This is a genomic window from Bradyrhizobium erythrophlei (assembly GCF_042430365.1).
Taxonomy (GTDB): domain Bacteria; phylum Pseudomonadota; class Alphaproteobacteria; order Rhizobiales; family Xanthobacteraceae; genus Bradyrhizobium; species Bradyrhizobium erythrophlei.
In genome coordinates, this window is the sequence record NZ_JBHMET010000051.1 from 109,516 (window position 1) to 134,652 (window position 25,137).

21 protein-coding genes are annotated in these 25,137 nt (G+C 64.7%); 9 read left to right on the top strand and 12 right to left on the bottom strand.

Features of this window, described 5'->3' with window-relative positions:
* Positions 1–170 precede the first annotated feature (170 nt).
* The 5 genes from ACFFWD_RS08605 to ACFFWD_RS08625 are packed head-to-tail and all read right to left on the bottom strand — an operon-like array spanning position 171 to position 4,498.
* Positions 171–866: an AprI/Inh family metalloprotease inhibitor gene (locus ACFFWD_RS08605; RefSeq protein ID WP_376963622.1), complete on the bottom strand. Its 696-nt coding sequence runs from the start codon at positions 864–866 to the stop codon at positions 171–173.
* The gene (locus ACFFWD_RS08610) at positions 866–1,849 is read right to left on the bottom strand and encodes a 2-hydroxyacid dehydrogenase (RefSeq protein ID WP_376963625.1); all 984 of its coding nucleotides are present in this window, start codon (positions 1,847–1,849) and stop codon (positions 866–868) included. The genes ACFFWD_RS08605 and ACFFWD_RS08610 overlap by 1 nt, the downstream gene beginning before the upstream one ends.
* Entirely contained in the window at positions 1,849–2,637 is a 789-nt protein-coding gene (locus ACFFWD_RS08615; RefSeq protein WP_376963628.1) for an ABC transporter permease, read from the bottom strand. The genes ACFFWD_RS08610 and ACFFWD_RS08615 overlap by 1 nt, the downstream gene beginning before the upstream one ends.
* Positions 2,634–3,440 (bottom strand): ABC transporter ATP-binding protein, encoded by an 807-nt coding sequence (locus ACFFWD_RS08620; protein ID WP_376963717.1) that lies wholly within the window; start codon positions 3,438–3,440, stop codon positions 2,634–2,636. The genes ACFFWD_RS08615 and ACFFWD_RS08620 overlap by 4 nt, the downstream gene beginning before the upstream one ends.
* 26 nt (positions 3,441–3,466) lie before the next feature.
* Entirely contained in the window at positions 3,467–4,498 is a 1,032-nt protein-coding gene (locus ACFFWD_RS08625; RefSeq protein WP_376963631.1) for an ABC transporter substrate-binding protein, read from the bottom strand.
* Positions 4,499–4,630: 132 nt separating this feature from the next.
* On the opposite strand from ACFFWD_RS08625, the gene ACFFWD_RS08630 reads away from it, so the two are divergent.
* Positions 4,631–5,443 carry a creatininase family protein gene (locus ACFFWD_RS08630; protein ID WP_376963634.1) on the top strand — a complete coding sequence of 271 codons (813 nt, stop codon included), beginning with the start codon at positions 4,631–4,633 and terminating at the stop codon, positions 5,441–5,443.
* 140 nt (positions 5,444–5,583) lie between these two features.
* Positions 5,584–5,847, top strand: coding sequence for a hypothetical protein (locus ACFFWD_RS08635; RefSeq protein WP_376963636.1), 264 nt, complete (start codon positions 5,584–5,586; stop codon positions 5,845–5,847).
* Between the two features lie 132 nt (positions 5,848–5,979).
* Here the strand turns inward: ACFFWD_RS08635 and ACFFWD_RS08640 are convergent, their stop codons facing one another.
* Complete coding sequence (locus ACFFWD_RS08640; RefSeq protein ID WP_376963639.1) at positions 5,980–6,249, bottom strand: metal-sensing transcriptional repressor; 270 nt, start codon at positions 6,247–6,249, stop codon at positions 5,980–5,982.
* A 332-nt stretch (positions 6,250–6,581) separates the two neighbouring features.
* Here ACFFWD_RS08640 and ACFFWD_RS08645 point away from each other — a divergent pair, with 332 nt between their 5' ends.
* From ACFFWD_RS08645 to ACFFWD_RS08665, 5 genes are all read left to right on the top strand, one after another.
* The gene (locus ACFFWD_RS08645) at positions 6,582–6,875 is read left to right on the top strand and encodes a hypothetical protein (RefSeq protein WP_376963642.1); all 294 of its coding nucleotides are present in this window, start codon (positions 6,582–6,584) and stop codon (positions 6,873–6,875) included.
* 188 nt (positions 6,876–7,063) lie between these two features.
* Positions 7,064–8,707 carry an NRAMP family divalent metal transporter gene (locus tag ACFFWD_RS08650; protein ID WP_376963645.1) on the top strand — a complete coding sequence of 548 codons (1,644 nt, stop codon included), beginning with the start codon at positions 7,064–7,066 and terminating at the stop codon, positions 8,705–8,707.
* Complete coding sequence (locus tag ACFFWD_RS08655) at positions 8,704–8,952, top strand: hypothetical protein (protein WP_376963648.1); 249 nt, start codon at positions 8,704–8,706, stop codon at positions 8,950–8,952. The genes ACFFWD_RS08650 and ACFFWD_RS08655 overlap by 4 nt, the downstream gene beginning before the upstream one ends.
* Before the next feature lie 328 nt (positions 8,953–9,280).
* A complete protein-coding gene (locus tag ACFFWD_RS08660) occupies positions 9,281–11,278 on the top strand; it encodes a carbohydrate porin (RefSeq protein WP_376963651.1) in 1,998 nt (665 codons plus the stop codon).
* Positions 11,279–11,626: 348 nt separating this feature from the next.
* Positions 11,627–13,096: an FAD-dependent monooxygenase gene (locus tag ACFFWD_RS08665; RefSeq protein ID WP_376963653.1), complete on the top strand. Its 1,470-nt coding sequence runs from the start codon at positions 11,627–11,629 to the stop codon at positions 13,094–13,096.
* A gap of 5 nt (positions 13,097–13,101) precedes the next feature.
* On the opposite strand, the gene ACFFWD_RS08670 is transcribed toward ACFFWD_RS08665, so the two are convergent.
* The 3 genes from ACFFWD_RS08670 to ACFFWD_RS08680 all read right to left on the bottom strand — a co-directional run bounded on the left by ACFFWD_RS08670 (position 13,102) and on the right by ACFFWD_RS08680 (position 16,958).
* Positions 13,102–14,733, bottom strand: a complete 1,632-nt coding sequence (locus tag ACFFWD_RS08670; RefSeq protein ID WP_376963656.1) for an FMN-binding glutamate synthase family protein — start codon at positions 14,731–14,733, stop codon at positions 13,102–13,104.
* A 202-nt stretch (positions 14,734–14,935) separates the two neighbouring features.
* Positions 14,936–15,805, bottom strand: a complete 870-nt coding sequence (locus ACFFWD_RS08675; protein ID WP_376963659.1) for a patatin-like phospholipase family protein — start codon at positions 15,803–15,805, stop codon at positions 14,936–14,938.
* A gap of 379 nt (positions 15,806–16,184) precedes the next feature.
* Positions 16,185–16,958 (bottom strand): ferredoxin--NADP reductase, encoded by a 774-nt coding sequence (locus ACFFWD_RS08680; RefSeq protein ID WP_376963662.1) that lies wholly within the window; start codon positions 16,956–16,958, stop codon positions 16,185–16,187.
* 297 nt (positions 16,959–17,255) lie between these two features.
* On the opposite strand from ACFFWD_RS08680, the gene ACFFWD_RS08685 reads away from it, so the two are divergent.
* Positions 17,256–18,191 (top strand): ATP-grasp domain-containing protein, encoded by a 936-nt coding sequence (locus tag ACFFWD_RS08685; protein ID WP_376963665.1) that lies wholly within the window; start codon positions 17,256–17,258, stop codon positions 18,189–18,191.
* 113 nt (positions 18,192–18,304) lie between these two features.
* Here ACFFWD_RS08685 and ACFFWD_RS08690 read toward each other — a convergent pair whose 3' ends face one another.
* Positions 18,305–19,264 carry an amino acid ABC transporter substrate-binding protein gene (locus ACFFWD_RS08690; protein WP_376963668.1) on the bottom strand — a complete coding sequence of 320 codons (960 nt, stop codon included), beginning with the start codon at positions 19,262–19,264 and terminating at the stop codon, positions 18,305–18,307.
* A 12-nt stretch (positions 19,265–19,276) separates the two neighbouring features.
* Positions 19,277–20,566, bottom strand: a complete 1,290-nt coding sequence (locus ACFFWD_RS08695; RefSeq protein ID WP_376963671.1) for a dicarboxylate/amino acid:cation symporter — start codon at positions 20,564–20,566, stop codon at positions 19,277–19,279.
* 217 nt (positions 20,567–20,783) lie between these two features.
* On the opposite strand from ACFFWD_RS08695, the gene ACFFWD_RS08700 reads away from it, so the two are divergent.
* Positions 20,784–21,785, top strand: coding sequence for an NADP-dependent oxidoreductase (locus tag ACFFWD_RS08700; RefSeq protein WP_376963674.1), 1,002 nt, complete (start codon positions 20,784–20,786; stop codon positions 21,783–21,785).
* Positions 21,786–21,960: 175 nt separating this feature from the next.
* Here the strand turns inward: ACFFWD_RS08700 and ACFFWD_RS08705 are convergent, their stop codons facing one another.
* Positions 21,961–25,131 carry an efflux RND transporter permease subunit gene (locus ACFFWD_RS08705; RefSeq protein ID WP_376963677.1) on the bottom strand — a complete coding sequence of 1,057 codons (3,171 nt, stop codon included), beginning with the start codon at positions 25,129–25,131 and terminating at the stop codon, positions 21,961–21,963.
* Positions 25,132–25,137 lie beyond the last annotated feature (6 nt).

Here is a 25,137-nt window from a genome sequence, read left to right on the forward strand (position 1 = left end):
CCCGTGCTTCCTTACCTCGCCCCGCTTGCGGGGAGAGGTCGGATTGCATCAAAGATGCAATCCGGGTGAGGGGGCGCACCACGAATTCGGCTCTCGCCGTTTCCGCGGATAGAACCCCTCACCCCTGCCCTCTCCCCGCAAGAGCGGGGCGAGGGAGAAGTCGAACGCCCCTACTGCCCCCGCAGCATGATCAAGGGATCGGCGGTGTCGGGCACCTTGCGCCACTGCGCGTTGTCGTCGGCCTCGAACTGCCAGGTCTGGCCCTTGGCCGACATCAACAGCATCTGGCCGTGATCCAGCCGCCACAGCGTCGGATTGAACGCGGCGACCGCCGGATCGCATTTCCCCTTCAGGAAGACCTGGAAATTGTCGTTGCCGGCGTCGGTGTTGGTCAGCGTCAGGGTGCAGATCGGCTGGCCGTTGCCGCGGACCATCGACCAGTCGCCGATCATCTGGTCCATCGACTTGGCGAGCGAGCGGGCCGCCGCGAGGTTTTGCAGGATGTAGACGCCCTCATTGGTGCGCAATCCCTCGAAGATGCCGCTTTCGACCTCGGTGAAGTCGATCACGGATTCGCCGGCCGCATTCTGCAGCCGGACGATGTCGCCGAGACCTTTGATGCTCCAGGCCGCGATGTCCTTGGTGAAGGGCAGCGCGGCGGCGCAGGCCGGCTCCAGCTCGAGCTTGAACGCCTGCCCCGCGGCGTCGCCCTTCAGCGTCACCACGCAGGTCTTGCTGCGCTCGGTGGTAGCGAGCTCCCACTGACCGATCATGTCCTTCTTCAACGCCGCGGCATCCTGCGCGAAGGCCGGAAGGCTTCCGGCCATCGTCAGCACAACCGCAACGGTGAAGCGGGACGGGATCATCAGCGGCCCTTCACCGGGGTTTCGGCGACCGGCGTCAGCGGCGGCTTGCCGGCGAACCAGGCCTCGAGGTTGTCGACCACGAGCTGATCCATCGCGTTGCGCGTGACCACGGAGGCCGAACCGATATGCGGCAGCAGCACCACGTTCTGCATCGCCTTCAATTCGTCCGGCACGTTCGGCTCGGCGGCGAACACGTCGAGGCCGGCCGCGAGGATCGTGCCCGACTTCAGCGCCGCGACCAGCGCCGGCTCGTCGACGACGGAGCCGCGCGCGACGTTGATCAGCACGCCGCGCGGCCCGAGTGCCTTCAGCACCTCGGCGTTGATCATCTTCGAGGTCGAGGCACCGCCGGGCACGATCACGATCAGCGTGTCCACCGCCTTCGCCATCTCGATCAGGTCGGGATAATGTTTGTAGGAGACATTCTTGGCCGGGTTGCGCGAATGATAGGACACCGGCACCAGCGAGGCCTCGAGCCGCCGCCCGATCGCCTGGCCGATGCGGCCCATGCCGACGATGCCGATCTTGCGGTCGCGCAGCGAGCCGACGCTGAGCGGATAGTTTTGGGTCTGCCACAGGCCCGAGCGCACGTAGCGGTCGGCCTTAACGAATTCGCGGAGCGTCGCAATCAGCAGCCCCATCGCGACGTCGGCGACCTCCTCGGTCAGCACGTCGGGCGTGTTGGTGACCACAATATTGTGATCGCGCGCGTGGTGGGAATCGACGTGGTCATAGCCGACGCCGAAGCTTGAGACGATCTCGAGCTTGGGGAACAGTCCGAGCGCGGCCTTGTCGGTCGCCATCGTGTGGTAGGTGACGGCGATGCCGCGGATCTTGTCCTTGACATCAGCCGTCAGCCGCTCGAGGTCGCCGCGGCTTTCGGCCCGGTGCAGCACGTATTGATCGGAAAAGCCGTTTTCGAGGATTGGCCGGATCGGTCCATAAACAAGCAGATCGATCTTTTCGGAAGAAATCGTGGCCATCAGCTTTCCTTTCCAAGCGCACTTTCGTGCCAGCGTCGCAACAAGAGGTGGGAAACTAGCGCCAGCAACCCATAGATGACAATCCCGGCGAGCGAGAGCAGCAGAAGTGCTGCGAACATGCGGGGAATATTCAGCCGGTAGCCAGATTCAGCGATCCGGAAGGCGAGGCCCGAGCCGGCGCCGGCGCTGCCCGCCGCGATCTCGGCGACCACGGCGCCGATCAGGGACAGGCCGCCGGCGATGCGCAATCCACCGAGCATATGGGGCAGCGCGCCCGGCAGCTTGAGGAACAGCAGCGTCTGCCAGCGCGACGCGCCGTAGAGCTGGAACAGGCCGGCGAGGTTGCGGTCGACCGAATTGAGGCCGAGCGTCGTGTTCGACAGCACCGGAAAGAACGCGACGATCCAGGCGCAGACGATCACGGCGGTCTGCTGCTGCAGATAGATCAGAAGCAGCGGCGCGATCGCGATCACGGGCGTGACCTGCAGGATCACCGCATAGGGAAACAGCGAATATTCCAGCCACTTCGACTGATTGAATAAAAGCGCCAGCGCAACGCCGCCGACCGCGGCGGCGACGAACCCTTCGAGCGTGGTGAGCAGCGTGACGCCGAGCGATTGCGACAGCACCGGCCAGTCCGCGACCAGCGTCTTCAGCACCAACAGCGGGTTCGGCAGCACATAGGGCTGGATGTCGTTGACACGGACGATCAATTCCCAGAGCACGAGACCCGCGGCAAACACCGCGACGGGCAGCAGGAAGCGGATGATGTCGTGCGGAGATTTCATGCGCCGGCCTGCCCCGCATAGGATGGCGCCAGCGCGTTCGAGACCTCTCGGCAGAAGGCGGCATATTCGGCCGAGGTGCGAAACTCCTCGCCGCGCGGTTCTGATGCGGTGATGCGAAACTCCGCGCCGATCCGCCCCGGCCGCGCCGTCATCACGATCACACGCTCGGAGAGATAGACCGACTCGAACACCGAATGGGTGACGAAGATCACGGTCTTGTGCAGGTTGCGCCACAGCGACAACAGGTCGTTGTTGAGGCGAAAGCGCGTGATCTCGTCGAGCGCGGCGAACGGCTCGTCCATCAGGAGAATGTCGGGGTCGGTGACCAGCGCGCGCGCCAGCGACACCCGCATCTTCATGCCGCCGGACAATTCGCGCGGATAGGCGGCCGCGAAGTCCGACAGGCCGACCTGATCAAGAGCTTCCTCAATGCGGCCCTCGGCATCGGCGGCGGGCGCATGTGCAAGCTTCAGCGGCAGGCGGACATTGTCGCGCACACTCGCCCAGGGCATCAAGGTCGGCTCCTGGAACACGAAGCCGATCGGATGGCTGCCGCGGCGCGCGGCGCCATGATGGGAGACCTCGACCGTGCCCGCGCTCGGCGCGGCAAGGCCCGCGATCAGCCTGAGCGCTGTGGATTTGCCGCAACCGGAGGGACCGAGCAGGGAGACGAACTCGCCCTGCCTGACGTCGAGGTCGAGCGGCCCGAGCGCCGTCACGCCGGTGTCATAGATCTTGGTGACGCCACGCAGGCGCACGGCAAAGCCTGCGGCATCGGCACTTGGCAACACGGGCTCCGCCATCACGCGCGTCTCGACATCCGGCTCGCTCAGTTCTTCGGCCTGAGGTCGACCCCGACCGTCTTGTTGACGAAGCGCAGCGTGTAGCCCTGGCGATAGTCGATCGTGCTCTTGACCACGCCGGCGCGCACCATCTTGTCGAAGAAGCTCGCCATCCGCTCATCGGTCATGGCGCCGATGCCGCTCTTGGTGGAGTCGCCGGAATCGACGATGCCATACTCCTTCATCTTGGCGACGGAATAGGCGAGCAGCTCGTCGGTCATCTCCGGATTGAGCTTCTTGATCATCGCGTTCCCGGCCGAATTGTCGCCGTAGATGTAGTGGTACCAGCCAACAACAGAGGCATCGACGAAGCGCTGCACCAGGTCGGGCTTCTTGTCGACGATCTCGCGCCTTGTCTCGATCAGGGTCGAATAGGTGTTGAAGCCGTAATCGGCGAGCAGGATGACGTTCGGCTTGAAGCCGGCCGCCTTCTCCACCGCATAGGGCTCGGAGGTGACATAGCCCTGCATCGCGCTCTGCTTGTTGACGATGAAGGGCTGCGAGTTGAAGGTGTAGGGCTTCACCTTGCTTTCGTTGAAGCCGTATTCGGAGCGCAGCCACTGGAAGTAGCTGGTGATGCCCTCCTTGGAGATCAAAAGCGTCAGCGGCTTCAAATCCTCGATCTTGCCGATCTTGACTTCGGGATGGGTGAGGAAGACCTGCGGGTCCTTCTGGAACATCGCGGCGACCGCGACCAGCGGCACGTTGTTGGTGACGGCGTCGAAGGTCTGCAGCGAGTTGGCGCTCATGAAGAAGTCGAGCTTGCCCGCGATCAGCAGCATGCGGTTGTTCTCGTTCGGACCGCCGGGTACGATGGTGACGTCGAGGCCGTATTGCTTGTAGGTGCCGTCGGCCACCGCCTGGAAGAACCCGCCATGCTCGGCCTCGGCGACCCAGTTGGTGCCGAACGAGACCTTGTCCAAGGTTTGCGCGTGCGCCGGGGCCAGCGCCGTCACGACGGATAGGGCGGCGGCAAACAGGCTTGCGGTTAACGCTCGCGGCAAAAAGGCCGGGTTCATGATTGGACTCCGTCGATTATTATGGCCCATGATGGAAGGTGGAAGACGTGGACCGCGCCCCCGGGGACGGATCACGTCCTCGCATGATGAACAAACTACCTTGCAAATTCATCCAATGAAACGCTTCACTTGATGACTTCGCCGCTCCCACCCCGCGACTGGACCGCCATCCACTGGCCCGACATCGCCAAAAGCGAGCCTTCGCGCTGGATCGCGGTGCTGCCGCTGGCGGCGACCGAGCAGCACGGGCCGCATCTGCCTGTTGGAACCGACGTCATGATCGGCGAGGCGTATCTGGCGCGGGTGCGTGAATTGCTGCCGGCGGAGATCCCGGCCACCTTCCTGCCGATGCAGCCGGTCGGCATCTCGACCGAGCATGTCGACTTTCCGGGCACGCTGACGCTGCCGACCAAGGTCGCGCTGACGAGCTGGATGGCGCTCGGCGCAAGCGTGGCGCGCGCGGGCGTCAAGAAGCTCGTGCTGGTGACGAGCCATGGCGGCAACTCGGCCGCGATGTCGCTGGTGGCGCAGGATCTGCGCGCGCAGCACGGTATGCTCGTGGTCACCACGAGCTGGTCGCGCTTCGGCACACCGGACGGATTGTTCGACGCCAAGGAGCTGCGCCACGGCATTCACGGCGGCGCGGTCGAGACCTCGATCATGCTCGCGAAATATCCGCAGGCCGTGCGGAAAGACGCGATCACGGATTTCCGCCCCGCGAGCATCGCGATCGAGAAGCAGCACCGCCACCTGTCGACGCAGCGCCCCGCGCCGTTCGCCTGGCAGGCGCAGGACCTGCACAAAAGCGGCGCGGTCGGCGATGCGACCAAGGCGTCGGCAGACAAGGGCGAGAAGCTGATCGAGCACGGCGCCCGCGCCTTCTGCGAGCTGCTTGCCGACGTCGATAACTTCGACGTGAAGACGCTTCGCCCCGGCCCTGGCTAGCGGTTTAAGTCGCTGAATCCTCTGACGAATAGCTGGCATTGCCGGGCGCTTCGCCCGGATTCGAACCGGAATCGCGGAGCCTCCGTCCAACTGGCATGCGGACCACACCGGACCGCGCCAAACACAGGATGGAGTTTCTCATGTCGATCAAGACCAAGATTGCCGCCGTCGCGCTCGCCGCCCTCGCCGTGACCGGCACCGTTGCATCCACCACCACGCAGGCTCAGGCCAAGCCGATCGGCTGGGGCTGGGGCGTCGGTGCAGGCCTCGTCGGCGCCGCCATCGTCGGCAGCGCGATCGCAGCCTCCGACGGCTACTACGACGGCGGCTATCGCCGCTGCGGCTGGGTGCGCCAGTTCGACGCCTACGGCAACTACATCGGCCGCGTGCGCACCTGTTACTGATCGACTGAAGCTTCAAGGACTGCGGATCCTGCGTTCGGCACGGGTCCTCATCCACCCCGTGCCGCACCCGACCCGCCCGGCTGTCCCCCCGGGCGGGTCATCCCTTTTGCGGCCAGGCGCCGATGCCGGCGATCACAGATATTTCGCGATTAGCCTGAAATCCCTGAGCACGGCGCGGCCCTTCGCGCCCGAGGCCTTTAGCGTGTCCTCCAGGCTGTGGCCGATGTGATCGTGGATCAACGCCTTCTTGGCGCTCTCGATCGCGCTCTCCACGGCCTGCAATTGCTGGGCGATCTGGGCGCAGGGGCGGCCCTGCTCGATCATCTCGACGATGGTCTCGAGATGGCCGTTGGCGCGCTTCAGCCGCCGGGCGATCGCGGCGTGCGGATGGTCGTCGGACATGCAGCTCTCCTATCCTCCCGGGAGGATAGCGACGATCCTCCCCGGGGGATAGTGATTTCAGCTTGACAGCGTTCCGCGTCGAGCATACTTGCCGATTGTCGGAACATGCCGTTCCGCGACCGGGGCCGGTGCCCCGGCCACGCGCCAGCACAGAAGGCACATGGGCAGTAGCAACTCTGGCGACATAGCACCTGATATGACCGGGTTCTTGCCGCCGCAACATATCGAGACTGATCGCGCAGGCTGTCGCCGCGTGGATGGGTGGTCGCGCCCCAGCTGACCGCCCGATCCTCACCGGCCTGCCGCGCGACCAGCGGAAGTGGAGGTGAGCGATGTTCGAGAAACTCGCAAAATTCCGGCCGTTCGAGCCGCGGCGCATGACGCCGCCGCCGTTTCTGGCCACTCATTGCAATGACAACCTCCCGGGCTTTCGCCGCCCGGAAGGCCGGCGCCCGCGCCCAAACCCGGCGCCGACCTGTCATTGGTCCCTGATCGACGGGCGCCTGGAATGCCGGTGGACCGTCGACGGCAGCGAAGCTGCAACCAGCGATCCCGATCGCCAGCGACGCGCGGGCCAGCGATCGATCGCCATGCGTCAGGCTGTGTCGACCACGGCGTGCGCCTAGGAGGCCCAGATGGACGAAGGACCTAGTCGTCCCGTTGCACGCCGACACGGCGCGGCAACGGGACTTGCAAACGACATGACATCTGGAATTGCCGCTGCTCACGGCAGCGGAGGTTGCGCGCGCGCATAAGCCGCTCCGCGTCCCTCGTGCCGTGGCCAGCCGGCCGCGAAGGGACAATCGGAGCGAACATGATCAAGACTGAATCCATCACGACCGCCGTCCTTGATACGGCCCATGTCGGCGACATCCACGGCGCGCTCGGCAGCATCGCCAGCGACGACATCGCGCCGCGGGCCACTTTCCCGGCGCGGCTCAAGACACTGATGGCGATCGTCGGCCCCGGCCTGATCGTCATGGTCGGCGACAACGACGCCGGCGCCTTCGGCACCTACACCCAGGCCGGACAGAACTACGGCACCACCTTGCTGTGGACGCTGATGCTCCTGATCCCGGTGCTCTACGTCAACCAGGAGATGGTGGTGCGGCTCGGCGCCGTCACCGGCGTCGGCCATGCGCGCCTGATCTTCGCGCGCTTCGGCCGGTTCTGGGGCGCCTTCAGCGTCATCGACCTCCTGCTGCTGAACGCATTGACCATCGTCACCGAATTCATCGGCATCACGCTCGCGCTCAGCTATCTCGGCCTGTCGCAGTTCTGGGGCGTGCTGGCCTCGGCCGCGATCATCATGATCGCGGTCTCGACCGGCAATTTCCGCCGCTTCGAGCGCTTCGGCATCGTGCTCGTCGCCGGCAGCCTGCTGCTGGTGCCAGTGATCCTGCTGGTGCATCCGCCGGTCGGGCAGATCGCGGCGGACTTCTTGGTGCCGAAGATGCCCGAGAACGCGAAGCTCAGCGAGGTGATGCTGCTGATCGTCGCGATCGTCGGCACCACGGTGGCGCCGTGGCAATTGTTCTTCCAGCAGAGCTACATCGTCGACAAGCGAATCACGCCGCGCTTCATCCGCTACGAGCGCATGGACCTCTGCATCGGGATCGTCCTGGTCGTCGTCGGCGCGGTGGCGATGATCTCCTTCTGCGCCCAAATCTTCGCCGGGCGGCCCGAATTCGGCGCCTACACCGACGCGCTGGGGACCGCTGTCGGGCTGGAGAAATATGCCGGCCGGCTTCCCGCGGTGCTGTTTGCGCTCGCGCTGCTCGACGCCTGCATCATCGGCGCGGCGGCGGTCTCGCTGGCGACCGCTTATGCGATCGGCGATGTCTTCGCGGTCAAGCACTCGCTGCATCGCAAGCCGTGGGACGCCAAGGGCTTCTACGCCGTCTATTGCGGCCTGATCGTGCTCGCCGCCGTGCTGGTGCTGACGCCGGGCACGCCGCTTGGGCTGCTGACCAATGCGGTGCAGACGCTGGCCGGCGTGCTGCTGCCGAGCGCGACCGTGTTCCTGCTCCTGCTCTGCAATGACCGCCACATCCTCGGCCCCTGGGTCAATTCGGCGCGGCTGAACCTGTTTACCGGCGCCGTGGTCGCAGCCCTCGTGATGTTGTCGGTGATCCTGACTGCGTCGGTGCTGTTTCCCGATCTCGGCGAGGGATGGATCATCGGCATTCTGGTCGGCGGCAGCCTGCTTGCGCTGGCGGTCACGGCAGCGGTCAAGCTGTATGCGTTGTCGTCGCCGCGAGCCGATTCCTTGCGGTTCAGGCCGCGCGCGCCGCGGTTTGCTCGCGACAGCTGGCGGATGCCGCCACTCGCCGAGCTCCCGCCGGCGCGCCTCAGTCCGCTAAGCCGGATCTGGATGATCGTGCTGCGTGGCTATCTCGTGGTCGCCGCCGGCCTCGTGCTGCTCCGCATCTTTCAGCTGGCAACGGTGGGGGCGTGACCGGGAGCGCGCCCGGGACCTGCCGTCGCTGGGGCGCGATCGTGCTGCTCAGGCTGGCCGGCGCCGTCCTGCGCGGTGCGACCGCACTCTATTTGCGGCGCGCGATCCCGACAGCCTCGCTGCGCGCGGCGTTGTCGGCAGCGAGCTGGCTTGGACGGGCCGGCGCCGTCGTCGTGCTCGGGACGAGATCAAGACCGAAATCCGGACCTGCGATGAAGGAAGACCAGGATGATCGCATCGAATGATCCGCTGGACGTCAATGCGGCCTCCGCAACCCGGCGTGCCGCAGGCCGCGCCAGCGCACGGCGGCCCACGACTCACTGCCCTGCGTTGTTGCACCTCTGTCATCGTGACATGCAAATCGAACAGGATACCGGCGAAACGTTGTTGCTATTGCGAATTACTTGCAATAGGGAAGAAACCACACGATCTGGTGATCTGGCTTCAATCGGGGCAACACTGATCCGGCCGGGGGCAGCGGGCGATGATTTCGATTCGGGGATGGCGGGCAGCGACCAAATCTGCGCTGATGTCGGGCGATTTCGCCACCATCCGCGCAGTGGGCGCCGTGTCATGACCTGTGTCCGCCTGTTCCGGGTCCGTTTCGCCGCCGGCGCGGCGCTCGGCGCGGCTGCATTCGGCCCGGCCGCGGTCGCAGCCGACATGGCGATCAAGGCACCCGCTTACCGGACGATCTACAACTGGACGGGATTCTATGTCGGCGGCCATGTCGGCTATGGCGACGGCACCCTCGGCCCCGGCACCAATCCGCTTCCCGAGCAGGGCGTGTTCTTTCCCCCCACCATCACCGGCGGGATCGGCGGCTTCCAGGTCGGCTACAACAGGGAGTTCGCCAACCGCTTCGTGCTCGGCGTCGAGGCCGATGCGACCTTCACCAGTCCACTCGATCAGGCGCGCCATGCACGCCAAATGCCGGCCCCGTTCAACGGCACGATCGACTATGTCGGGACGTTACGCGGCCGCGCCGGCTACTCGTTCGGCACCTGGATGCCCTACCTCACCGGCGGCTTCGCCTGGGGACACAGCCGTGTCAGGGTCAATGCGGCCGGCGACGGCGTGATCTCCGATCCCGGCCAGTACCAGACCGGCTGGACGGTTGGCGCCGGCGCCGAATTCGCGCTGAGCGGCAACTGGACCGCCAAGATCGAATACGACTACATCGACCTGTCGCGCCGGACGCTTGGCCTCGGCGACTTCGGCATGCCCGGCGTCACCATCGACCCGCGCATCCATCTCCTGAAGTTCGGTCTGAACTACCAATTGGGTGATTCACCGTGGTCGGCGACCCCGCAGCAGGCCGCGCTGCCGGAATCCAACGACTGGAACGTGCACGCGCAGACGACGCTGTTGCCGCAGGGCTACCTGAATTTCCGCGCTCCCTATACCGGCACCAACAGCCTGCCGGGTGCCGGGCAGTTGCAACAGACCTGGACCACGACGGCATTCCTCGGCGTGCGGCTGTGGGACGGCGGCGAGTTCTACTTCAACCCGGAGACCGCGCAGGGTTTTGGCCTCAACGGCACGCTCGGTCTTGCCGGCTTCTCCAACGGCGAAGCCCAGAAGGCCGGCGCGGCGTACCCGAAGATCCGGCCGCAGCGCTACTACTTCAAGCAAACCATCGGCTTCGGCGGCGAGCAGGAAGAGGTCGCCGACGGCCCCAACCAGCTCGCGGGCAAGCGCGACATCGATCGCCTCACGATCATCGTCGGCCGCTTCGCGATCGGCGACTTCTTCGACGGCAATTCCTACGCCAAGGACCCGCGCGCCGATTTCATGAACTGGGCGATGTGGGCCTCCGCCGCCTATGATTTCCCGGCCGACCTGCCCGGCTATACGCGCGGCGCCGTGGCCGAGTTCAACCGCAAGGATTGGGCGGTGCGCGCCGGCATGTTCCAGGTGCCGGGTGCGCCGAACAGCGACATTCTCGCCTTCAAGACCGGCGGCGCCGTGGTGGAGTTCGAGGGCCGCTATTCGATCTTCGACCAGCCCGGCAAAGTGCGCGTCGGCGTGTTCGGCAATCGCGGCAACACCGGCAATTACCGCCAGGCGCTCGCGATCGAGGGCTTCGATCCGACGCTCGACATCAACGGCGTGATGGCCGGCATCCGCAAAGACAATCTGAAATACGGCTTCTACCTCAATGGCGAGCAGCAGATTGCCAAGGACGTCGGCGTGTTCGGCCGACTGAGCTGGAACGACGGCCAGAACGAGATCCTGTCGTTCACCGACGTCGACCGCAGCGTCTCAGGCGGCCTGTCGGTGAAGGGCAGCTATTGGGGCCGACCGAACGACACCATCGGCATCGGCGGCGCAGTCAACGGGCTCTCCGCCGCGCATCGCGATTTCCTCGCGGCCGGCGGCCTTGGCCTCCTGATCGGCGACGGCGCGCTCAACTACCGCAACGAGCGCATCTTCGAGACCTACTACGCGTATTCGCTGAACAAGAACGTCACGCTGACGGCGGACTATCAGTTCATGACCAACCCCGCCTACAACGCCGACCGCGGCCCGGTGCACATCTTCTCCGGCCGGCTGCACGGGGAGTTTTAGGTCACGGAAGAACGTAGCCCGGATGGAGCGGAGCGAAATCCGGGATTGGCTCTCTCATCGAGAAAGCGTCCCGGATTTCGCTGCGCTCCATCCGGGCTACGAACTTCTCACCGTCATTGCGAGCGAAGCGAAGCAATCCATTGCCTCCACACGCGCGGAAACAGTGGATTGCTTCTTCGCTCCTCGCAATGACGGCTGGAAATAGCTCGTCCTGAATGGACAGCATTGGCAGGACAGGCCCACAGCCCCTTCCCCACTTAGATATATGAATGCCCCCGGGCTTGCCGCAAGCCCCGGTCGATCCCGTAGAACCGCCGCCCGAATCGATCGAACGGAAGGGGACGCGGGATGAGCGAACATGCGGTGGTGATCGCCGGCGGAGGTCCGACCGGACTAACGCTCGCAGGCGAGTTGGCGTTGGCGGGCATCGACGTTGCCATTGTCGAGCGGCGTGCGAGCCAGGACCTCGTGGGCTCGCGCGCCGGTGGCCTGCACGCACGCACCATCGAGGAGTTCGACCAGCGTGGAATCGCCGACCAGTTTCTCTCCGAGGGAGCGCTCCACCGGGTGGCGCATTTTCACCAGATCGCCCTCGACATCAGCAACTTTCCGACCCGGCACAACTACGTGCTCGGTCTGTGGCAGAAGCACATCGAGCGCATCCTTGCCGACTGGGTCGGCGAGCTGGCGGTGCCGATCTATCGCGAACGTGAGGTGACGGACTTCACGCAGGACGATGCCGGCGTCGACGTCGCGCTGTCCGACCGACAGTCGCTCCGGGCGAAATATCTCGTCGGGTGCGATGGAGGCCGCAGCGTGGTTCGCAAGACAGCCGGCATCGATTTTCCCGGCTGTGACCCGACGACAAGCTGGCTGATCGCGGAAGCGCAGATGTCGGAGGAGCCGAAGTGGGGGTTTCACCGGGATGCGGTCGGCATGCATGCGATCGGCAGGGCCGAGGGCGGAGCGCGGCACGTGCGGCTCGTGCTGACCGAACCGCAGCTGCGGCTCACCAGCGAGCCCACCCTACGCAACGTCAGCGAGGCGCTCATCGCCGTCTATGGCACCGACTTCGGAATCCACAGTCCAACCTGGATCTCAGGGTTCACCGACATGACTCGTCAGGCCGCGGCCTACCGCAAGCAGCGCGTCCTGCTCGCCGGCGACGCCGCCCACGTGCATCCCCCGATGGGTGGACAGGGCCTGAATATCGGCGTGCAGGATGCAATGAATCTGGGCTGGAAGCTGGCGCAGGTGGTGAAGCACATCTCGCCGGAAAGCCTGCTCGATACCTACCATGCCGAGCGCCACCCGGTGGCGGCGCGCGTGCTGCGCAACACGATGGCGCAAGTCGCGCTTCGCCGCTTCGACGACCACACCAAAGCCCTGCACGAGATCGTGTCCGAATTGCTCGCCATGAACGAGCCGCGCACGCGGCTGGCCGCGATGATGTCCGGTCTGGACATTCGTTACGACGGCGGTGACGGGCACGCGCTGCTCGGACGCCGCATGCCCGATCTCGACCTGGTCACCGCCGGCGGCCCGCCGCGCGTCTTCACCCTACTGCACAAGGCCCGGCCGGTGCTGCTCAATTTCGGTAAGCCCGGCGGCTTCGACATCACGGCCTGGGACGATCGCGTTCAATCGGTCGACGCAGAATACGTCGGTCGGTGGGAGCTTCCGGTGCTCGGCGCTGTTCCTGCTCCCACCGCGGTGCTGGTCCGGCCCGACGGCTATGTGGCCTGGGTCGGCGAGACGGCTCAGGTGGGACTCGCCGACGCACTGTGCGCCTGGTTCGGATCTCCTGCCTCGATGTGACCCACCTATCCCGCCGGCTGGAACGAGTCCGCGCGCGCCATCGCCCAGGCGTCGCGGAAGCGGCGGTCTTCGGTGCCTTCGAGCAATTCGCCGGGACGCAGCGCCGGATAGAGTTGCGCGAAGGTGCAGACTTCGGTGGTCGAGGTCCGCTGCGAGAAGTGGATCGGCCGCAGCTCCTGCGGATGCTCGAGGCCGGCGGCGGCAAGCAGCTCGGCAAGGGCATGCAGCGTGTTGTGATGATAATTGTACACGCGCTCGAACTTGTCGGGCACGTAGAGCGCGCGGTTGCGGATCGGATCCTGCGATGTGACGCCGGTCGGGCAGCGATCGGTGTGGCAGCTCAAGGACTGGATGCAGCCGAGCGCGAACATGAAGCCGCGCGCCGAATTGCACCAGTCGGCCCCGATCGCCATCGCGCGCGCCATGTCGAAGGCGGTTGCGACCTTGCCGGAGGCGCCGATCTTGATGCGATCGCGGGCGCCGATGCCGACCAGCGCGTTGTGGACGAAATTGACGCCCTCGCGCATCGGCATGCCCAAATGGTCCATGAACTCCAGCGGTGCTGCACCGGTGCCGCCCTCATTGCCGTCGACCACGATGAAATCGGGGTAGAGCCCGCTTTCCTTCATCGCCTTGCAGATCGCCAGGAACTCCCAGGGGTGGCCGACGCACATCTTGAACCCGGCCGGCTTGCCGCCGGACAGCTTCCGCATCCGGGCGATGAACTCCATCATCTGCAGCGGCGTCGAGAACGCCGTGTGGGCGGCCGGCGAGATGCAGTCCTCGCCCATCGGCACGCCCCTGATCTTGGAGATCTCCTCCGACACCTTGGCCGCCGGCAGCACGCCACCATGGCCGGGCTTGGCGCCCTGGCTCATCTTCAATTCGACCATCTTGATCTGGTCGTCGGTGGCGACGCGGGCGAATTCATCGGGGTTGAAGCTGCCGTCGCGGTTGCGGCAACCGAAATAGCCGGAGCCGATCTCCCAGATGATGTCGCCGCCCTTCTCGCGGTGATAGGGGCTGACGCCGCCTTCGCCGGTGTCGTGCGCGAAGCCGCCCTTCCTGGCGCCCGCGTTCAGCGCGCGCACCGCGTTCGGGCTCAGCGCGCCGAAGCTCATCGCCGAGATGTTGAAGACCGAGGCCGAATACGGCCTGGTGCAATCGGGGCCGCCAATGGTGATGCGGAAGCTCGGATCGGCGCGCGTTTTCGGCGCCACCGAATGGTGCATCCATTCATAACCTTCGCGATAGACATCCTCCTGCGTGCCGAACGGCCGCTTGTCGAGCACCTTCTTGGCGCGCTGATAGACCACCGCGCGGGTGTCGCGGGAGAACGGCATGCCGTCCTTCTCGCTCTCGAAGAAATATTGCCGCATCTCCGGGCGGATTTCCTCGAGCAGGAAGCGCATATGCGCGGAAATCGGATAATTGCGCAGCACCGCGTGGTTCTTCTGCACGAGATCGCGGATGCCGAGTGTCGTCAGCGCGCCGAAGATCACCAGCGGTATGAACACCACATCCCAGATCTTCGGGTTGTGGTCGAAGGCCCCGATCCCGAGCAGCAAGGCGGTCACGACGGAGCAAATCGTCAGCACGATGAAGCGTGGCGAGAACGGAAGCAGCAGCGTTTCCATCGGAACCCCTCAGCCAATCGGCAAGATCATCTTGTTGGCCTTGAGCCTAATCCAACTCACGGAGCAAGTGCTACCCGGTTATACGGCTAGGTCATCAGCGATGTGACAGCGCTCGCGATCACGTGACCGGTGACGCCGGCTGCGCAAATTGACTCGAAGTGTCCCTTTTGCGGTGCAACGAAGGGACCGCGGGGCGCGATCCCTAATGCTCGTGCGGTTGCAGCTCGTGCGGAATCTGGCCCTGCTTTAACCCGCCTTCGGCCAGCCATGCGTCGGTCGTTCGGATCGCCCGCTCAATGTGATCGGATGTGCGCGAGAAATCATACGGTGATCCGACCAGCGGACACAGCGGCGGCACCACGAAATACTCGATCTCGGGGTTGAGATTCTCGAGCTCATTGACGAGTTGCCGCGCGATCAGGAGCGTCAGCGCATGCAGCGCATTGGCCAGCGCGCCGGACGGCGGCGTCTGGTTGGCGCAGGCATGCCCGGTCGGCAGCACGATCAGGCGCTTGGCCCCCTGCCTCACCGCGACGCGAACCGGCGTATTGCTCGAAATCGCGCCGTCCGCCAGGAAATGATCCCGGTAATGAACCGGCGTGAATGCGCCGGGGATTGCGGTCGACGCCACGATCGCCTCCGCAGTCGAGCCTTCCGACAGCACCACGCTGTCGCCGGAGATGATGTCGGTCGTCACGATATGCACCGGCATCCGCGCGTCCTCGAGGTTGCGGAACGGGATGTGATCGTCGATCAGCTTGCGGATGCCGTCGTGCGGAATCAGGAAGTCGCGCCGCCACAGGAAGCTCGCCATTGTCTTCCAGGTCACCGGAAACACGTCGTGCCGCTGCAGGCCGCGCCAGATCGCGGCCAGCCGCTCGACGCCTGACAGCGTCGGATCGCCGGCATAGAAGGCGCCGTTCAGCGCACCGACGCTGGAACCGACCACCATGTCAGCGGTGATGCCGCGGCGGGCGAGCGAATGCAGCATGCCGACCTGGATCGCGCCAAAGCTGCCGCCGCCGGCGAACACAAAGGCGGTCTTCGGTGCATTCGGATCGGTGATGGACAATGCGCGCTCCCTGGCTGCCGCGTCGGCACGGGTGCGCGGCGTTGAGGGAGTTATAGCAGCGGGGTAAGGAACGGCGCCACTCAGCAGACGAGACTGCCGAATAGCAGCCACAGCGGAAGTAGGCCCCCTCTCCCGCTTGCGGGGGAGGGTTGGGGTGGGGGTGTCTCCGCTTGTTAGAACCTTTGAGTGGAAAGAACCCCCACCCGCATTGCATCTCCGATGCAATGCGACCTCCCCCGCAAGCGGGAGAGGTGAAGGAAGCGCGGATGCAATGGTCAAAAGCAAAAGGCTGGAGCCCGATGGGGCTCCAGCCTTCGCTAAACAGATAGCGGTGGTAATGGGTCCTGGCTCGCGCTCCGCTTGGCCGGGACGACCAAGCTCAGCGCTCGACGAACGCCTTCTCGATCACGAAATGACCGGGCGTGTTGCCGCTGCCTTCCTTGAAGCCGCGCGTCTCGAACAGATCCTTCAGGTCCTCCAGCATCGCCGGGCTGCCGCACATCATGATGCGGTCGGTCTCGATGTCGAGCGGGCCCTGATGCAGGTCGGTGAAGAGCTGGTTGGAGGTGATGAGGTCGGTGATGCGGCCGCGGTTGCGGAACGGCTCGCGCGTCACCGTCGGATAATAGAGCAGCTTCTCGGAGAGCAGCGGCCCGAACAATTCGTCGTCGCGCAGCTTGGCGACCAGCTCCTCGCCATAGGCAAGCTCGGAGACCTGGCGGCAGCCATGGACCAGCACGATCGAGTCGTAGCGATCATAGACGTCGGGGTCCTTGATCAGGCTGGCGAACGGCGCGAGCCCGGTGCCGGTCGACAGCAGCAGCAGCCGCTTGCCGGGGATCAGATTGTCGGTGATCAGCGTGCCGGTCGCCTTGCGGCCGACCAGGATGGTGTCGCCTTCCTGGATCTTCTGCAGCTTGGAGGTGAGCGGACCGTCCTGCACCTTGATCGAGAAGAACTCGAGCTCTTCCTCGTGATTGGCGCTCGCCATCGAATAGGCGCGCAACAGCGGCCGGCCCTCGACCTCGAGGCCGATCATGGCGAACTGGCCGTTCTGGAAGCGGAAACCGGTATCGCGGGTGGCTCGGAAGCTGAAAAGCGTATCGGTCCAGTGGTGAACAGAAAGAACTTTCTCTCGATAGAACGCGCTCATGTGTTTTCGTTTTCTCGACTAGCCGGATTTAGAACGAATTGATTTCTAGACTGCTCGCGACCGCGCGAAAGTGACTGAGATCATTGAAGATCTCGTGTGTCCATTGCGCCGATGGATGAGATAGTCAAGATTACTTAGCGTGCAATTGCGATCTCGGAATGGCAGTCGATCGATTTCGGAAAAGGGTTCGACCACGGTATCGTTAACGCGGCTAGATCGACGCAATTTACTTGCTGAGATCGCCGCCGATCTGGCAATTAATTGCCACGAAAGGTGCTGCGAAGGGAAAATCATTTAGTGGTCCTGATCAGCCAGCGAATCTTCTTAGAAACCATCAAAAAATATTGTCTCGCGCACAAAATCGCGATCGAGATCAGGTCCGGCGGCTGGCTCGTGATCATGACACGAGACGGGCAGCGGCGGCTCGCGATCGGCTACGATCTCGGGCTGAACAGCGCGGTCGCGCATCAGGTCGCGAACGACAAGGCGGCCTGCGCGGAAGCGCTGGCAGCGGCCGGCGTATCAGTCATTCCGCACACGCTGTTCCTCGGTGCGAAGCTCAGCAAGCACATTCCGGGATCGGACTCGTTTGATGCGATGCTGCGTCTTCTCGAGCAGCATCCGCAAGGCCTCGTCGTCAAGCCCAATGAGGGCACCTCGGGCGAGCTTGTTGTCCGCGTGTCGACCAGGCCGCAACTGGAGCGAGCGGCCGCCCGCATCCTTGCCGCCTATCCGAGTCTTGCAATCTCGCCCTATGTCGAGATCGAGGACGAGGTCCGCGTGGTGCTGCTCGACGAGCGCGCGTTGATCGTCTACGGCAAGACGCGTCCGACGATCACAGGCGACGGCACGCATTCGCTGCGTGAGCTCGCGCGCAGAGCGGTCGCGGCGGAGCAACTCAACACCGCCACCGAGGACTTCTCCGCGGCCGAGCTCGAAGTCATCCTGCCCGCAGGCGAGCGACGCATCCTCAACTGGCGGCACAATCTGGATGCCGGCGCGGAGCCGGTGCTGCTCGCCGACGGCGAGGCACGCGACGCCTGCGTCGCGCTCGCGATCAAGGCCGCGAAGGCGGTTGGTATCCGCTTCGCTTCTGTTGACGTGGTGCGGGCCAACGGCCGCTGGCAGGTGCTCGAAGTCAATTCCGGCGTGAAGATGGAAGCGCTGGGTAAGCGCCATCCGGACTTGGTCGAGGCGGCGTATCAAGCCGCGCTGGATGAGGTGTTTGCGTAGCCCAAGTGCGTAGGGTGGACAAAGCGAAGCGTGGCCACCACGCCTTGCGTTGCTCGTGTTGGTGGGCACGGGGCTAGCGCCCCTTTGCCCACCCTACACGAGCGCGTCACCGACTAATTCGCCCCGCCCGCCGAATCGTCGAGCGCCTTGAAGGCCTCCTCGAGCTGCGGCGAGATCGCGACGTTGAGCTTCTCGCCGGTCGGCAAGCGCGCGATGAACCACTTGTTGTAGAGCGGAACGATGTCGCGGTTGGTGGCGAGCTTGCGGAAGGTGCGCTCGACCACGTCCTTCATCTGCGGCTCGCCCTTGCGGTACATGATGCCGTAGGGGTCGTAGGACAGATAGTCGCCGGTGACGCGGAACGTGGCCTGCGACTTGTGCCGCGCGATCAGGCCGTAGAGCAGGATGTCGTCGGTCGCGAACGCGTCAGCCTTGCCGTCCACCAGCATCTGATAGGACTGCTCGTGATCGCCTGCGGTGACGATGTTCAGCCCGAGCGACAGCTTCTTGTCGACATTGTGCATCGCCTGCTCGTTGGTGGTGCCCTTGGTCACCACCACCGTCTTGCCCTTGAGATCGGCGACCTGCGACACGCCCGAGGCCTTCGGCACCATCAGCTTGGTGCCGGCCACGAACATCAGCGGCGAGAACGCCACCTGCTTGCCGCGCTCGGCGTTGGCCGTGGTCGATCCGCATTCGAGATCGATCTTGTTCTGCACGATCGCCGGAATGCGGTCGTCGGAGGTGACCTTGACATGCTCGATCTTGAGATTGGCGTCGTCGACCTCGACCCCGATCTCCTCGACGATCGCCTCGCACAGTTCGAGGCTATAGCCGATCGGCCGGTTGGAATGGTCGAGGAACGAGAACGGCGGCGAGCTCTCGCGATAGCCGAGCCGCACGGTATGCGTGGCCTTGATATTGGCGAGCGTAGGACTGAGCCCCTCGCCGCCGGGCGACTGCGCGTAGGCGGGCGTTGCCAGCAGACATGCTGCCAGCAGGCGCGCTGATAGCAAGCATGCTGACGGCGTCTGGCCGTTAGCCCATGTCGGCCTCCATCGGGCGCGATGCATGCATCCCTCCCGTCAATGGCCGGCCATCACGGCGCCGGGCACGGCATCCGACGGCACCGCGTCGTCGGGCTCGAGCTCGTGCTCGGCCTTCAGCTCACCCTCCCACTTCGCGACAACAGCGGTTGCCAGCGAGTTGCCGATCACGTTGGTGGCGCTGCGGCCCATGTCGAGGAAGGTGTCGATGCCCATGATCATCAACAGGCCGGCCTCGGGGATGCCGAACTGCGCCAGCGTGGACGCGATCACGACGAGGGAGGCGCGCGGCACGCCGGCGACGCCCTTCGAGGTGATCATCAGCGTCGCCAGCATCGCGAGCTGCGTGCCGAGGGACATCTCGATGTGGTAGGTCTGCGCGATGAAGACGCTCGCGAAGGTGCAATACATCATCGTGCCGTCGAGATTGAACGAATAGCCGAGCGGCAGCACGAAGGCCGAGATCCGCGACGAGGCGCCGAAGCGGTTGAGCCCTTCAAGCGTCTTCGGATAGGCGGCCTCCGACGAGGCGGTCGAGAACGCGATCATCAACGGCTCGCGGATCAGCCGCAGCAGGTGGCTGTAGCGCGGCCCGATCACGACGAAGCCGACCACGACCAGGATCGCCCACAGGATCAGAAGCGAGAGATAGAAGCCGCCCATGAACACGATCAGCTTCCAGAGCACGCCGAGGCCGTTCTTCGAGACGGTGGCCATGATCGCCGCCCACACCGCGAGCGGCGCGAACAGCATCACATAGCCCGTCACCTTCAGCATGATGTGGGCGAGATCGTCGATCATGCTCATGATCGGTTTCGCCCGCTCCGGCATCGCGCCGAGCGCGACCGCGAAGAACACCGCGAATACCACGATCTGCAGGATCTCGTTCTGCGCCATCGCGTCCGCGATCGAGGTCGGCACCAGATGGATCAGGAATTTTTCAAAGGAGAAAGCCGACACCGGCAGGCCGGTCGACTGCGCCTTGTCGGGCAGCGTGCCCGGGAAGTTGGCGCCGGGCTGCAGCAAATTGACCATCACGAGGCCGAGCAAGAGCGAAATGAAAGAAGCGGAAACGAACCAGCCCATGGTCTTGGCGAAGATGCGCCCGAGCCGTGCGCCGCTTCCCATATGAGCGATGCCGCCGACGAGGGTTGCGAACACCAAGGGCGCGATGATCATCTTGATCATGCGCAGGAACAGCATCGCGATCAGGTTTACGTCTGCGGCGATTTCGGCACGGCTGTCAGGAAAGTAGTTGAAGACAATCGTCCCCATCACAATGCCAAGGACCATCGCAATCATGATGTACTGCGTAAACCTGCTGGACATTTGCTTACCCCCGTAAGTTCCCGGCTGAGTTGAGTGTGGCAGATTTACGCAGCGACGCAACACGCTTCCGCCCGGCGGGAATTTTGCCGAAACGTTCCCGTTGTGGAATGCCAGCGCGCGGACTAGCGTTATGCAACGCACAATGTGTGCAGTCGCGCGCCCGCGATGCAGTCAATTGCATCCGGAACGATCAAGGTCTCAAGGGGGAGACATCGCCATGAACGACACCATCAATCGTCAGATCCTGCTCGTGGAGAAGCCGACCGGCAAACTCGGCCCCGAACATTTCAGGCTCGTCAACGGTGCGATACCCGAGCCCAAGGACGGCGAGGCATTGCTGAAGACGCGCTACATCTCGCTCGACGCCGCCAACCGCGCCTGGATGCACGGCGCGACCTACCGCTCCGCCGTCGAGGCCAACACCGTGATGGCCGGCGGCAGCATCGCCGAAGTGGTGTCGTCAAAGGCGCTTGGCCTGAAAGCCGGTGATCTCGTGTTCGGCGATACCGGCTGGCAGGACTATGCCGCACTGCCGGCCAAGCACCTGTCGAAGATGCCGAAGCTCGAGCCGATGACGCATCTGCTCAGTGTCTATGGCGTGGCCGGGCTGACCGCCTATTTCGGCCTGCTCGATGTCGGCAAGCCCAAGGAGGGAGAGACCGTCGTGGTGTCGGCGGCCGCCGGTTCGGTCGGCTCGATCGTCGGCCAGATCGCGAAGATCAAGGGCTGCCGGGTCGTCGGCATCGCCGGCGGCAGGGACAAGTGCCACTGGCTGACATCAGAGCTCGGCTTCGACGCCGCGGTCGATTACAAGGACGGCGCGACCTACAAGGCGCTGCGCGCGGCGGCGGCCAAGGGCATCGACGTCTATTTCGACAATGTCGGTGGCGACATCCTGGAAGCCTGCCTCTCGCAGATGAACAACCGCGGCCGCATCGCGTGCTGCGGAGCGATCTCGCAATATGACGGCGTGCCCTCCGCCCACGGCCCGCGCGGCGTGCCCGGCCTGATCGTGGTGAAGCGGCTGATCATGCAGGGCTTCATCGTGATGGACTACATGGACCAGCGCGACGCCGCGCTCGCCGACCTGCAGTCCTGGGTCGCCTCGGGCAGACTGAAGGTGCAGGAGGACGTGATCGACGGGCTCGAGAACACACCGAAAGCCTTGATCGGGCTTCTGGCCGGCGAGAATCGCGGCAAGCGCATGGTGCGGGTGTAGGCAGATAGGCGGTGTGAGCACCGTCATCTTGAGGAGCGCGGAACGCGCGTCTCGAAGGATGTACGGCCCCGCTGGTGCCGCGTGGAGAAAGCTGGGCCGTTCGCCCTTCGAGACGGCCGCTTCGCGGCCTTCTCAGGGTGATGGGGATAGCTTTGCGTGCGCGGCTACAACACAACTAATGCACCGTCCCCGACGCCTGCGAGACCGCCTGCGCATCAACCGCCTTCCCCTTCTTCGCCTTGCGCCAGTTCTCAAAGTTCTGCACCACGACGAAGAACGCCGGGACGAACAGCACGGCGAGGCAGGTCGAGGCGATCATGCCGGAGAACACGGTGATGCCGATCGATTTGCGGGCGTTGGCGCCAGCGCCGGTCGCGATCACCAGCGGCAGCACGCCGAGGATGAAGGCGAACGACGTCATCAGGATCGGCCGGAACCGGGCCCGCGCGGCGTCGATCGCCGATTCCAGCACCGGCTTGCCGTCGCGCACGTGGTGCTCGAGCGCGACCTCGACGATCAGGATCGCGTTCTTGGCCGACAGCGCGATCAGGAGGATGATGCCGATCTGAGTGTAGAGGTTGTTCTCGATCCGCAGCGACGTCAGCACCAGCGTCGGCCCGAGCAGCGACAGCGGCACCGCCAGGATCACCGAGATCGGGGCGTACCAGCTCTCATACTGGCCGGCGAGCACGAGGTAGACCAGCAGCAGCGCCAGGGCGAACGTGTAGTAGATCTGGTTGCCGACCGCCTTCTCCTGGTACGACATCGCCGTCCATTCATAGCCGCTGCCCGGCGGCAGGGTCTTTGCCGCGATCTCCTCCATCAGCGCCATCGACTGGCCGGAGCTGTAGCCCTGCGCCGGCAGTCCGATGATGGTCGCGGACGGATAAAGGTTGTAGAGGCTGATCAGCGACGGACCGACCGCCGGCGTGATCTTCGCCACGGTGCCGATCGGGATCATGTCGCCATTGCTGTTGCGCACCATCAGGTTCTCGATGTCGCGCAAGGTCAGGCGGTACTGCGCATCGGCCTGGGTGTAGACCTGGAAGGTGCGGCCGAACTTGTTGAACTGGTTGACGTAGCTCGCGCCGAGATAGGATGAGAGCGTCGAGAAGATCTGGTCGGTGGTGACGTGCAGGGTCTGGGTCTTGATGCGGTCGACCTGGACGTCGAACTGCGGCACCATCGAGCGGAACGACGACGAGACGCGCTGCAGCGCACTTTGTGTCTGCGCATTGGCGACGACGGCGCCGGTGACTGCCTGCAGCTTGCCGTAATCGGCGTTGCCGTCGCGGAGCTGGACCTGCATGGCAAAGCCGGCGGCGTTGCCGATACCCTGGATCGGCGGCGGCGGGATCACGAGGATACGCGCTTGCTCGATCACCGCGAGCCTGTCGTTGAGGCCGTAGACCAGCGAGCGCAGATCCTCGCCGGGCCCGCGCGAGTTCCAATCCTTCAGGATCAGATAGGCGACGCCGGCATTGGCCAGGCTCGACGAATTGTCGAGCGCGGAAATGCCGGTGATCGCGACCACCTGCTCGACACCGGGCGTCTTGCTGGCGATTTCGGTGACCTGGTCGAGCACGCTCTGGGTGCGATCGATCGCGGCGCCGTCGGGCAACTGCACGGCGGCCAGCAGATAGCCCTGGTCCTCGATCGGAATGAAGCCGGTCGGCACCCGTGACAGGCCGTAACCGGCGGCCCCGATCAGGAGCAGCGCAATGAGGACCGAGGTCTTGGCGTGGCCGGCGATCCCGCCGATCACCCGCGTGTAGCCGCGCTCCACGCGGTCATAGACCGCGTTGAAGCCGCGGTAGAAGAAATTGCGCTGCGCAGGCGGCACCGGCCGGCGCAGCCACAGCGCACACTGCGTCGGCTTCAGCGTCGCGGCATTGACGGCGCTGAGCAGCGCGGTCGCCGCGATGACAAGCGCAAATTGCGCGTACATCCGCCCGGTCAGCCCCGGCAGGAAGGCCGCCGGCAGGAACACCGAGATCAGCACCAGCGTGATGCCGACGATCGGCGCGAACAATTCGTCCATCGCCTTGATCGCGGCATCATGGCCGGACATGCCGCGCTCGATATTGTGCGCGGCGCCCTCGACCACCACGATGGCGTCGTCGACCACGATACCGATCGCGAGCACGATCGCAAACAGCGTCGACAGGTTGATGGTGAAGCCGAGCGCAGCCATCGCGGCGAACGCGCCGATGATGGTGACCGGCACGGTCGTCGCCGGCACCAGCATCGCGCGCCAGTCCTGCAGGAACACCAGGATCACGACCAGCACCAGCAGGCCGGCTTCGATGAGGGTCTTGTAAACCTCGTCGATCGATGCCTGCACGAACTTGGTGGTGTCGAACGGCGTGTCGTATTTGATATCCTGCGGGAACTGCTTGGCCAGTTCCGTCACCTTCTTCTCGACCGCCTTCTCGACCTGTAGCGCATTGGCGCCGGGCGACAGGAACACGCCGATGCCGGTGGCCGGCTTCTGGTTCAGCGAGAACACCTGGCTGTAGGTTTGCGCGCCGAGTTCGACCCAGCCGACGTCGCGCACACGGGTGACGTCGCCGACAGTGCCGGTCTTGACAATGATGTCCTCGAACTGGCTCGCGTCGCTGAGCCGGCCGTTGACGTTCAGCGTGTACTGGAATGCCTGTCCCGGCGGCGTCGGCGGCGCCCCGACCTGGCCCGCAGTGACCTGCTGGCTCTGCTGCTGGATCGCCTGGACGACATCCTGCGGCATCAGTCCGCGGACCTGCAGCTTGTTCGGATCGAGCCAGACCCGCATCGAATATTGGCCGGCGCCGAACACGGTGACGTTGCCAACGCCCGGCAGGCGCGACAGCTCGTCGCGGATGTTGATGGTGGCATAGTTCGACAGGAACAGGCTGTCGTAGGTTTTGTTCGGCGAGGTCAGCGTCACGAACAAAAGGATCGAGGTCGACTTCTTCTGGACCGTGACGCCCTGATTCTGCACCGCGGTCGGCAGTTGCGCCAGCGCACTGGAGACGCGGTTCTGCACCAAGACCTGCGCGAAGTTGAGGTCGACGCCGATCTTGAAGGTCACCGTCAGCGTGTAGGTGCCGTCAGCGCCGGCATAGGACTGCATATAGAGCATGTCCTCGACGCCGTTGACCTGCTGTTCGATCGGCAGCGCCACGGTGTCGACCACGGTTTTCGCGGATGCACCCGGATAGCGCGTCGTCACCTGCACCGTCGGCGGGACGACGTCGGGATATTGCGCGACCGCGAGGTTGAACAGCGCCACGCCGCCGATCAGGATCATCAGGATCGCGATGACGTTGGACAGGACCGGCCGCTCGATGAAGAATTTCGATATCATGGCGCG